General features: G+C 51.0%; 10 protein-coding genes and 1 rRNA gene. 2 read left to right on the forward strand and 9 right to left on the reverse strand.

The window, feature by feature from the left end:
* Window positions 1-34 precede the first annotated feature (34 nt).
* Together LGT44_RS12895 and LGT44_RS12900 are read left to right on the forward strand one after the other, a co-directional pair.
* A complete protein-coding gene (locus LGT44_RS12895; protein ID WP_145471064.1) occupies window positions 35-1,261 on the forward strand; it encodes an ATP-binding protein in 1,227 nt (408 codons plus the stop codon).
* Window positions 1,262-1,265: 4 nt separating this feature from the next.
* Entirely contained in the window at window positions 1,266-1,796 is a 531-nt protein-coding gene (locus tag LGT44_RS12900) for a response regulator transcription factor (protein WP_408033930.1), read from the forward strand.
* Window positions 1,797-1,826: 30 nt separating this feature from the next.
* Here LGT44_RS12900 and LGT44_RS12905 read toward each other — a convergent pair whose 3' ends face one another.
* From LGT44_RS12905 to rrf, 9 genes are all read right to left on the reverse strand, one after another.
* Complete coding sequence (locus LGT44_RS12905) at window positions 1,827-2,489, reverse strand: energy-coupling factor ABC transporter permease (RefSeq protein ID WP_230332546.1); 663 nt, start codon at window positions 2,487-2,489, stop codon at window positions 1,827-1,829.
* Window positions 2,486-2,929 (reverse strand): ribosomal protein S18-alanine N-acetyltransferase, encoded by a 444-nt coding sequence (gene rimI, locus LGT44_RS12910; RefSeq protein WP_230332545.1) that lies wholly within the window; start codon window positions 2,927-2,929, stop codon window positions 2,486-2,488. Before rimI ends, LGT44_RS12905 begins: the two co-directional genes overlap by 4 nt.
* 4 nt (window positions 2,930-2,933) lie before the next feature.
* On the reverse strand, window positions 2,934-3,671 hold the full coding sequence (locus tag LGT44_RS12915) for a hypothetical protein (protein WP_230332544.1): 738 nt from the start codon (window positions 3,669-3,671) through the stop codon (window positions 2,934-2,936).
* Window positions 3,672-3,674: 3 nt separating this feature from the next.
* Window positions 3,675-5,225: a 2-isopropylmalate synthase gene (locus LGT44_RS12920; RefSeq protein ID WP_230332543.1), complete on the reverse strand. Its 1,551-nt coding sequence runs from the start codon at window positions 5,223-5,225 to the stop codon at window positions 3,675-3,677.
* Window positions 5,226-5,304: 79 nt separating this feature from the next.
* Window positions 5,305-7,662, reverse strand: coding sequence for a DUF6160 family protein (locus tag LGT44_RS12925; RefSeq protein WP_230332542.1), 2,358 nt, complete (start codon window positions 7,660-7,662; stop codon window positions 5,305-5,307).
* Window positions 7,662-8,225, reverse strand: coding sequence for a hypothetical protein (locus tag LGT44_RS12930; RefSeq protein WP_230332541.1), 564 nt, complete (start codon window positions 8,223-8,225; stop codon window positions 7,662-7,664). Before LGT44_RS12930 ends, LGT44_RS12925 begins: the two co-directional genes overlap by 1 nt.
* Entirely contained in the window at window positions 8,222-9,298 is a 1,077-nt protein-coding gene (locus tag LGT44_RS12935; RefSeq protein WP_230332540.1) for a hypothetical protein, read from the reverse strand. The genes LGT44_RS12930 and LGT44_RS12935 overlap by 4 nt, the downstream gene beginning before the upstream one ends.
* Window positions 9,291-10,193, reverse strand: coding sequence for a hypothetical protein (locus LGT44_RS12940; RefSeq protein WP_230332539.1), 903 nt, complete (start codon window positions 10,191-10,193; stop codon window positions 9,291-9,293). Before LGT44_RS12940 ends, LGT44_RS12935 begins: the two co-directional genes overlap by 8 nt.
* Window positions 10,194-10,997: 804 nt before the next feature.
* Window positions 10,998-11,077 (reverse strand): 5S ribosomal RNA (rrf, locus tag LGT44_RS20340); the annotation flags it as partial.

Raw genomic sequence — 11,077 nt, forward strand, 5'->3', positions numbered from 1 at the left:
TGCCGTAGTACGGCACTGACGCTATAATGCAGCCATGACTCATAAACTGAACCTGCTGTTGCAACGCCTCGCTCTGCTGCGCTTATCCATCGCCAGTATCTGGCTGATGTTTCTGCTTTATCTGCAATGGCAGGGCTTTGCCGGTCTGGATATCGCCTGGGCGTTGCTCGCCCTTTATCTGCCACTGTTAGCAATCAGTGGCTGGCAGGGATATCGCCGCAATATTCAGGACTGGCATCTGCTTTTACATCTGGCCTTTGAGTGCCAACTGCTCGCCGGCCTGCTGTTTTTTACCGGCGGAGCCACCAACCCTTTTATTTCCTACTTTCTGGTATTGCTGGTCGTCAGTGCCTACAGCCTGCCAATCAGCTATTCGCTGCTGATCACTGTGCTCTGCATTGCCGATTACAGCCTGCTGACTCAGTGGTATCAGCCGCTGCTCAGTAATCATGTTCATGGTCTGCCGGGTCACAGCTTATTTGATCTGCATCTGGCCGGCATGTGGCTGACCTTTGTTATCAGCGCTCTGATCGTCGTAACCTTTATCCCGCTGCTGCTCAAATCTTCCCAGCAGCAACAGCAGGAAATTCAGCAACTGCGCGAACAGCAACTGAAAAATGAGCAGCTGATCGGCATTGCTACCCTCGCCGCCGGCACCGCCCACGAAATGGGTACGCCGCTGATGACCATGCATATGATTCTCGACGACATCGCCCAGCAACCCGACCACCCGCTGAGCAAACACGATCTGCATATCCTGCGCGAGCAGGTTGGCGTTTGCCGCCAGTCTCTGCAGCAGCTGGCCAATGCCGGGCGCACCGCTCATCAGGTTGGTCATCATCAGGCACACGTCTGGCTCAGCAGCCTGCTGCACCGCTGGCGGCTGAGTCATCCGAATGCACTCTGGGTCGATAATGGCATCGCCTGTGAGGCCGAGATTCCATCCTCCCCTCTGCTTGATCAGGCGCTGCTCAACCTGCTGGATAATGCCGCCGAGGCCGGCCAGCAGCCGGTGCACCTGCACAGCGCAGTGCAGAATGGCCAGTGGTATCTGAATATTCTGCAGCCCGACCCCAAAGCTGCCGGGAACATTCATCAGCAAAGCCTGTTCCACAGCCAGAAAGAACACGGAATGGGCATCGGCCTTTACCTGAGCAATGCTAGTGTTGAGCAATTCGGCGGTTCAGTTCACCTGATCGCACAAAGCAACGGCGCCAGCCTGTGCCGCATCACCCTGCCCCTGAGCCACCAGCATGGATAACCCAGTGAATAAACGCATTCTGATTATTGATGATGACCTGCATTTCAGTCAGGTCCTGGCACGCAGTCTCGAGCGCCAGGGTCATCAGACGGCCGTTGCCGCCAGCGGCGATGAAGCCCTGCAGGCCGCACAGGATCTCCAGCCGCAGTGGGTTACCCTCGACCTGCGGCTGGAGCAGGAATCCGGCCTGGGGCTGATCGGCCGCCTGAAGCAGCAACATCCCGACTGCCGCATCGTGATGCTGACCGGCTATGCCAGCATTCCGACAGCGGTCGAAGCTGTAAAACTGGGCGCACATAATTATCTGCACAAACCCGCCACCCTGCAGGAATTAATCGCAGCCTTTGACGATTCAGGCCAGCCCCAGGAACCAATGCCGGATAACAGCAGCGTTATGTCGGTAGAACGGCTGGAGTGGGAACACATCCAGCGCGTGTTAAACGAACAACAGGGGAATATTTCGGCAACCGCCAGAGTGCTGAACATGCATCGCCGTACCCTGCAACGGAAGCTGCAGAAATACGCGCCGCGCTGAATAGCACAGTCCTGTCAGTGGCCGGTGTTTTCAGTGGTTAAAGTACGAATCTTCGTCGAAGGTGCTCAGCCAGCGGCTGTGGTAAACCACCATACCGGTGATAAACATGCCGTTTACCACACCTTCGGGAAACATCATCATCGGCAGGTAGCGTAAATAATCACGCCAGATTAATTCCACCGGATGGACATCCAGTAGCCACAAACTGAGAGCCTGTAAAAAGTCGGAAAATCCATGGGTTAAACCGGCATTTAAAAATCCCGCCACCAGAATATAAATGAAAGGATTGTGAGCAAGACGGCGATAAACCAGCAGATAAAAACCGTAGCTGAATAATACCGGTAACGCACCGGCCAATAAGAACTGATATGGCAAAGCCGCCCACCAGAGTTTTCCTACCAGCACCAGAATAACCTGTACCAGCAGTACCGACAGCAATGCCAGACGCCAGCCCATCATCAGTGTAATCGCAGTAACCCCCATTAAGTGAAAACTCAGCCCTGGCAATATACCCGCCTGCATATTCCACAACAAAGCCAATACGACCACACTGCCGAAAAAGAAATGCTGCGCACCGCGCAGGGTAAGTAACGCCTGCCAGTTATAACTGAGCAGTGCAGGAATTAGTAAAAGAACAGAGAGAATGGCCGACCACCAGAGTGCCATTTCAGGCAGGAGGCCGGAGTCAATCATGCCTGCAGCTCCAGACAATAAAGCAGGGCATCTTCATGACCAGAGGCGGTCGGATAATAATTGCGCCGGCAACCGGCCTGACAAAAGCCCATAGACTCGTACAGGGCAATCGCTTTGTGATTACTTTCCCTAACTTCCAGAAACCATTGTTCGGCCTGCTGCTCCTGCAAAAAATCATGCAGTGCATTCATCAGCACACGACCAGCGCCCCGCCCCTGTTGCTTCGGGTCAACGGCGATCATCAGTAATTCAGACTCACCAGCCACCAGCGTAATCACCGCATAGGCAATAACCTGGTTGTTGTTTTCCAACACCCAGACGCAATGTTCACGGGAAAAATAGCGGCGTAATACGCTTTCCGGCCAGGCGTGAAAATGAGCCTGCTGTTCTATCTGATAAACCGCAGAAAAATCGGCGTCAACCGCTGGACGGACATGCATGGTGTTATAACTCGGTCTGAGTCAGCAGGGCCTGCCAGAGCTGACGCTTATATTGAGCGTTTTGCATCACATCAGAAAGGCAGGCCGCGCGGAATAACAGTGGCGCCTGAACCTGTTGCAGCCAATGATCGCTGTCCTGACCAAAAGCCACGGCATAGCGCACGCCCTGATCGCGCAGGAATTGCCATTGCGCCGACAGCGCCTGCAATGCGACAGGCCGGCTCTGATCATCATGGGCAGATTCAATAAACGGCCAGCGGAAGCATAAGGGCGCCTGTAATAAACCGGCCGGTGATTGCAAGGCAGACATTACCCGGTAAGCAAAAGCCGCCAGACGTTCAGCCTGAGCAACATCATCACAGACCCAGACTCCCGCAGCCGATACCCGCAGAAAATGCAGCTCAAAACGCGGTGGCATCAGGTCAGTCGTTGCAGCAGCGGCAACGTCAGCAACAGATTCAGAAGCAACGTCAGAAATAGCCACAGCCGGAGTGTCGGCAAGTTTGCTTTGCACAGCAGGCTCTTTGGCAACAGGCTGCGCGGCGGCCTCATGCAGCAGCTGAGCTGCCATCGGGTGAGCAATATGGCCACCACCTTCAGACGTCAGTGCCGGACGAGGCGCCGCAGCATGAGCATCTTCCGGCAACCAGCGCGGGGCCGGTACGCCGGGCAGCGGCTGGCGTGGCATCCACTGTACGATGCCCATTGCCTGCAAATAATCGAGCCGCTGCTGCTCACGCACTGGTTATACGCCGTCGGACTGAGGATGCTGACGTTCTGCACCGGTCAGCAACAGATTCAGGGCGTGTATATAGGCTTTGGCTGATGCCACAACGATATCAGTGTCGGCACCACTGCCATTCACAATACGGCCACCCTTCTCCAGACGCACAGTTACTTCCCCCTGGGAATCGGTTCCCTGGGTGATAGCATTTACGGAATACAGCAGCAGGTTGGCGCCGGAATTGGCGACGCCTTCAATCGCTTTCAGTGCAGCATCGACCGGGCCACTGCCGTTGGCTTTAGAGCGTTGCTCTGTACCATTATGACTGACCACCACTTCCGCAACCGGGGTTTCACCGATGGCGGAATGGCATTCCAGTGCCACCAGTTTGTAAGCTTCAGGGGCAGAGTTGCTGATGGTTTCAGTCACCAGTGCCTGCAGGTCTTCATCGAAAATCTCATGCTTTTTATCGGCCAGATCTTTGAAACGGGCAAAGGCTTCATTCAGTGCGGCATCGGTATCAAAAGTTACGCCCAGCTCTTCCAGACGGCTGCGGAACGCCGCACGGCCTGAGTGCTTGCCCATCACCATTTTGTTGGCGCCCCAACCCACATCTTCGGCCTTCATGATTTCGTAGGTTTCACGGTGCTTGAGCACGCCGTCCTGGTGAATACCGGACTCATGCGCAAAGGCGTTAGCACCAACGATGGCTTTGTTCGGCTGAACCGGGAAACCGGTAATCGACGACACCAGACGTGAAGTCGGTACGATGTGTGTGGTATCGATATTGGTGCTGATGTTGAACAGATCCTGACGGGTACGGGTCGCCATCACAATCTCTTCCAGTGCAGCGTTACCGGCGCGTTCGCCCAGACCATTGATAGTACATTCAACCTGACGCGCACCATTGGCCACAGCGGCCAGCGAGTTAGCCACCGCCAGACCAAGGTCATTATGGCAATGCACCGAAAAAATAGCCTTGTCGGAATTAGGAATACGGGTCAGCAGGGTTTTGATCTTATGCCCAAACTCTTCCGGAATGGCATAGCCTACAGTATCCGGAATATTAATAGTGCGCGCACCGGCGTTAATCGCAGCTTCGATAATACGGCACAGGAAATCATTCTCAGAGCGGCCGGCGTCTTCGCAGGAAAACTCAACATCTTCAACAAAACCGCGGGCTTTCTTCACCGCATAAATCGCCTGCTCAACCACCTGATCCGGCTGCATACGCAGTTTGTACTGCATATGAATTGGCGAAGTAGCAATAAAGGTGTGGATACGTGCACGCTCGGCTTTTTTCAGTGCTTCAGCTGCATGTTCCAGATCGCGGTCAACGGCACGGGCCAGACTGCAGATGGTGCTTTCACGTACGGCTTCGGCAACGGCCTGAATCGCAGCAAAGTCACCAGGAGAAGCGGCAGCAAAACCAGCCTCGATCACATCGACGCGCATTTTCTCCAGCGCCTTACCGATGCGGACCTTTTCTTCCTTGGTCATGGACGCGCCCGGGCTTTGCTCGCCGTCACGCATAGTGGTGTCAAAAATGACCAAACGGTCTTGCTGGCTCATGTGCTACTCCGCTGCCAATGAATCGAGCGCATAGTATACGCCCGAACAGCCTCATTGGCAGCAGCGACATGAAAGAGGATCAGCGGATAGGCGTCGCCGTGAGGTTGGTAGTCATGTTCAGATTCTGCATCACGATACCGGAGAATACCGTTTGTGGCAGAGCAATATCCGGATGCTTCAGCTGCACCTGATCAACCTGCAAATCTTTAAAGGACACGTTCCCCTGCACCGCGAAACCCTGTGGACGCAGTGCCAGCTGAGCCGTTGTCGGATTTGCAACGTAGGTATACGTAGTGCGACTGGCGTCATCGTAAATCAGTTCATCACCCTGATTACCCACCACGCCATTATCGTCAACACCGGTAAATTTCTTCGCCACTTTGGTTTCATAGACATCAATTTTCAGGTTGGCCTGAAAACCGTAATCGTTGGTGTCAGAAACGCCCAGACCATCACTGGTACTGTAAGAATCAAAAATAATCTGCGTTCCTGTACCATTAATAGGATTACCGCTGCCATCCAGATCACGATTGTTCTCCCAGGTCAGACGGTTGCGGGCTATCGAGCCATCACTGGTCGGACCTTCTGGCGCAAAAGCCGCTTTTAATGCAACCGTCATCCCTTCATTACCACGGTCTTCCCAACGACCGCCATTTGCAGCACAGCTTGATGCATCACCACTGGCGCCCACACAGACAGCACCAGAACCGCCCGGATTAATGGTCAGAGATGAGCCTTTTTCAAAACGTTCCAGCTGAATACGGCCGAGGCTACGACCGGTATTTTTATCGCCCCAGCGCATGTTATCCACATTCATAGTACTCCACTGCTCAGTGCGGTTTACACTGAGACCTGTATTGCTGACATCTACCTGAATACCACGCAAGTGCATGTCGTAATTCACCCCGGTGGCCCAGACGCCATTACCGTTTTCATCAATGGATAAACCAATGTTGGTATCACTGAACAAATAGTCGCCATCAATCTGAATACCGCCACCGCTTACGCCTCCTGCAGTGATCAATGTATAACCATCCAGATTGAAATCCATTGCCTGGAATACTTCCAGCGACAGCAGCAATTCAGCCCCCCCCTGAATCGGGGCCGTTTTATTACCGACACGCAAGCCATCAATACTGTAACTGCCCTGAACGCGGTTCATGCCCATGGCAATCGCTGTTTTGTCTGCCGTTCCGGCATTGTTATCGTGATCGAATGAGCGCACATCCAGCGTCAGGTCACCACGCCCATAGCTTTCGATACCACTGACAACAACCATACGTCCATTATCAATATAGGCAGCTTCCGCGTTTGCCAGGTTCCATTCAACCGCTGCTGACAGACCGTCGCTGGTACCATTCAGCCCGGAATAAAAACCAGTTGCATAAGGCCGGATCGCCACAGGCAAATTAATAAATGCGGGCTGACGGATGCCCGGATAGAAAGCCATACGGTTGCTATAGCCGTTGCCATCTTTAAACAGAAAATCCAGCTGAATCGCACCAACAGGATTCGTACTGTCTCCAATCAGAATTTTATTCGCATTAAATGAACCATCCAACTGGTCATAGCCCAGCAGCAGATGATCGGACATTACGTCAAAAGTAAGATTGCTAACGTTCAGTGCACCGCTGAAGTTACCCATAAAGAGTGAATTACCATCATCGGTAAAGCGCACATAGTTGGTTGGGTCATCCAGAATACTTAACGATGCATTAAGACTGATACCTTCCGAGCCCTGTCGGCCTCCGGCAAAAATCTGAGCATCCCCGGACAAGGCTAACTGTCCAGCCAGAGTTCCCAACGAAACGCCACCTAACTTCACGCCGCCAGTAGAGAAGGAGTAACTAAATTCATCCAGATCAAAATTCAGTCCTGTCCGGGAGCCATCAACAGCTTCACCAATAGCCAGGCGGGTAATATTGGCGTTGTAGCCGATATCATCGAAACTCACCGAACTACCATTGGTTGTCCAGATAAGCTCTGCATCACTGATCGATGTCTGGAAGCTCCCCTCAAGAAAGTTATCAAGCGAGCTGCTTGCACCAACCTTGATAATATTCGTACCGCTGTAATTCAGACGAAACTGACCAAAACTCGCTGCCGAGTCATTGATACGGATCGCACCAATAGCCAGCGAGCTTGGATAAACTTCACTGTTTATCTGCAACGACCCATCTGCCAGAACATCAATAACCTGCTTGCTTGAAGACGGCAGAGAAATATCAGCCTGACTGCCACGTTCAATGTTCTGAAGCTGTAACCTGTTAGAATCTTCAGTATAGGTAATATCACCAACTGTCAGATGACTGGAAGTTTCCAGAGTAATCCCCGCCTGAGCATTAACCGTCTGCAGCTCCTGATCTGCCATCGGAACCAGGCCAGCATTTAACAGCGAAGGCGCTACCGCCAAAGTACTTATTATTATTTTTTTCATCAGGGCGCCCCGGTTGGAAAAATCAGAAGATTTCCCTGCAAATTGGCTTTGCCGTTGATATTGACCGTCATGATATCGGTTTGCATAAAACCCGTATCCGTCGGGCGGGCACTGTTACTGTTAGCAATGGTGAATGAGGCACTCTCATAATTCAGGTTGTTGGGTAAACCGATTTCAAAAACATCACTATTAAAGGCCGCACCATCGCCGTCAAAGTCGGAATCGATTTTTCGGGTTCTGAGCGTCAACCCCTCAAACGAAAAACGTCCACGAATGTTGTCCAGCACCAGCCAGCCACCACCGGTACCAGAGTTAACCGCGATTCGCCCACCACAACGCTTATCTGTCGAAGCTGTTGTACAGCTGGTCTGCCAGTTATAGCCATTTGCCGACGGACCATCAACGTTCAGTGGACCACCGTTTTCATTAATCGTAATGTCACCGGAGAGATACACGCCGCCCTGACCAGACACCGCACTTAAGTCTTCTGAACTTAAAGGCTCCAATGCAAGAACATTACCCGAAAACATTGCAGCGATTATGATCAATAATTTTTTCATCATAAATCCCTGCTCGTTGCTCGCAGATACTGAATCTGCATATTAGAGATAGTAGCACTGCCAAAATCTGAATTTCCAACAGACAGGTTACCAATATGAATATCGGCACGCGGGCCATTATTATAGAAATCAGCATATCCAGCGCTGCCTAATGAACAGCCACCAGAAGAATTCAGATCAGCACAGGCACTGTTAAGACGTCCCACTTCAATGGTGAAGTTACCACTGGAATCGACCTCAAAAGTTACTGGTTGCTTCTCCCCCCAACCCAGTTCATTTTCAAGGACAAAATTCTGAAAGCGCACATCTTGACCACAATTATTACCTGCGGAATCACAGGCATAAAATGTCAGCTCACTGGCAAAAGCTTTCAGCGCAATATTGCCGACCATCTCGTTATTTTCACCCCAGAGGCGAATATAGCTGCCATCAATAGCGAAACCTTCAGCATGCCCTTCAAGAGATTGGGCTCGCGCACCAGCAACTTCTAAGTCATACCGAATGCCGAAATCAGCACGCTCTGCGGCCCTGCTATTCAATACAGAGGTATCAATACCGGTAACACGATCAACACGCTGGCCGGTTGATTGTTGCTGATTAGGGAAGCGCCTTTCTGTCCTGCTTTCTGTCGCCAGAACAAGCATACTATCCGTACCAGATACAGATCCGACATTACGCTCTGGGGCGCTATATTCAAAAACAGCCTTATCCGCAATACCAATATTATCGCCGTCAACCAGTTCAAGATTATAAGGGTACAGTAAGCGACCAAGATTAACCGGATTGCCAATCACATTAGCACCGCGATTACTGCCAGCACCTGCAACATAAAACTGAGAAACACTCAGGACGACATCCTGACCATCTTTGTTCTTAATACCACTGATATCCAGTCTGTTACCATTGGCTACATCAGTACCAGCTTCAAAAGCGAAATCCTCAAGAATAAAGCCGATACCCTCGCCATCAACAGCTCCCAACTCCTGATCATCCAAGCCGATAAGTTCTGCTTTGACCTGAACAACCACAGATAAAAGAGCTGCGCTTAACATTCCATAGCGAAGATTCTTAGTCATAGTAAGGATCCAGAAATTTGGTACGAATACGTTCAATACCATTAAAGGATTGTTCGAAGTCGACCGTAATACCACCATTTGGGATGTTCATAAAAGCACCAGAAACTGTGGGGGTTCCAACACCATTATCAATCCAGCTGATTGACTTTGTCTGAAATGAAATAAACATTCCGGATGCCGGATTGCTACCCGATCCAATATCAAGGGTTCGAAAGTTACCAAGAGGGAAACATGTCGCAATACCCAGCACCGCACAGTTGTTGGAGGAGAATAAGCTCAATAATCCTCCTGTCCAACCACTACAATTACCACCACCCGATGGACATCCAAGGGTGTCACCATTTTTCACACCAATCCACTGGGCGCGCACAGCATCAGGATTACCAGAAGCCGTAACAAGCTCGGCTCCGGCTTCTAATTCGGTACTATCATTGACGCCTGCAACCCATAAAAGAAATCGCTGACCTGCGTCCGCCTGATCGATAATCGGAGCAGCGGTACCTGCAACTTTTACCTCAATATTCCCAGTAAGATACTCAATATTTCCACTGAGTTTCCCTAAAGCAGATCCAAAACCCAGACGTATCCCTACCAGCTCCTCCTTTCCATTCACATCCTCGAATGCCAGTTCAAAGAAAGGATCTGTGATATGGAATGGATTCAGAGTGCCATTACTATTAACACTTCCAAGCGCAAAATCATTGATTCGGATATCACTACTACCTGCGGCTTCACCTGCCCTGTCGTAACGACCTAGCTCCACCAGATCAGCATTCATGGAAATATCGACATCCATTCCGAAGGTGAACTTCGTAAAGTCAACCGAACCGGATGTATCACGGTCTATTTGAAAAAAAGCCTGGCCTGTCTGAATACCCAGCTCTTCATCGGTCATGGGGTGCATTGCAGCCAGTACTGCTGCAGGCATCGGTATTATAAAGACAAGCGTGAGGATTATTTTTATCACTTGGCACCTTGGTACAACAAATCGGCCACGGAGAATGTTTGTATTAATGAATGTAATACAGGTGGAGAGTAACCGTGGTGATCGCTTGTTTATGTTTTTTATAATTTGTTAACTTAGGTTACAGCGTGACAGAAAAGCATCAATCAATATTAGAAGTACGTTCGTACCCTTTACACAAATAAATAAGACCGTTGTTTTGTTTTATTGAAAAAGTCGTGCCTCCCCTCCGAATTCGTGTACTAAAGTACAGACCTTGCTCCCTTGCTTGAGCGAAGCTACGACCCCTGCAACATCTCTTCAAAAATTCCAGCCAATAAGAAAGAAGCCTTCGACCTCATATTGAAAAATGTGATTACTAAAAATATTGGCCCTCGGGCTAGCGCCGTATTCGAAGCCAGCCTGTGCGCTGCCAGAGCGGGCCTGGGAGTTGCACTTGCCATCTTACCGATCTCAGCGCATGAGCTGCGTTCAGGGTGCTTACAGGCGCTTGCCGATCAACCGCTGGAGTGCAGGGCGGGATTCTATTTCGTCAGTAAACCGAACGACCATAAACGGAAGGACTACGAGAGTGTGAATAGGTGGTTGTGCAGGGTCTTTGCTGCGCTGTGAGTTTATCTGGCGCGTTATTTTTCAGACTAAGACTGAAGGCAGCATGCTGTTCAGCACCGCGAAACTTTCTTACCGGCAAAGAAAAACCCCCGTCAGCTGAGCTGGCGGGGGTTTAGAATAAGAGCTTGACGATGACCTACTCTCACATGGGGAAGCCCCACACTACCATCGGCGATGCTGCGTTTCACTTCTGAGTTCGGAAT

This window comes from Thalassolituus alkanivorans (genome assembly GCF_020447205.1).
Classification (GTDB): domain Bacteria; phylum Pseudomonadota; class Gammaproteobacteria; order Pseudomonadales; family Oceanobacteraceae; genus Venatoribacter; species Venatoribacter alkanivorans.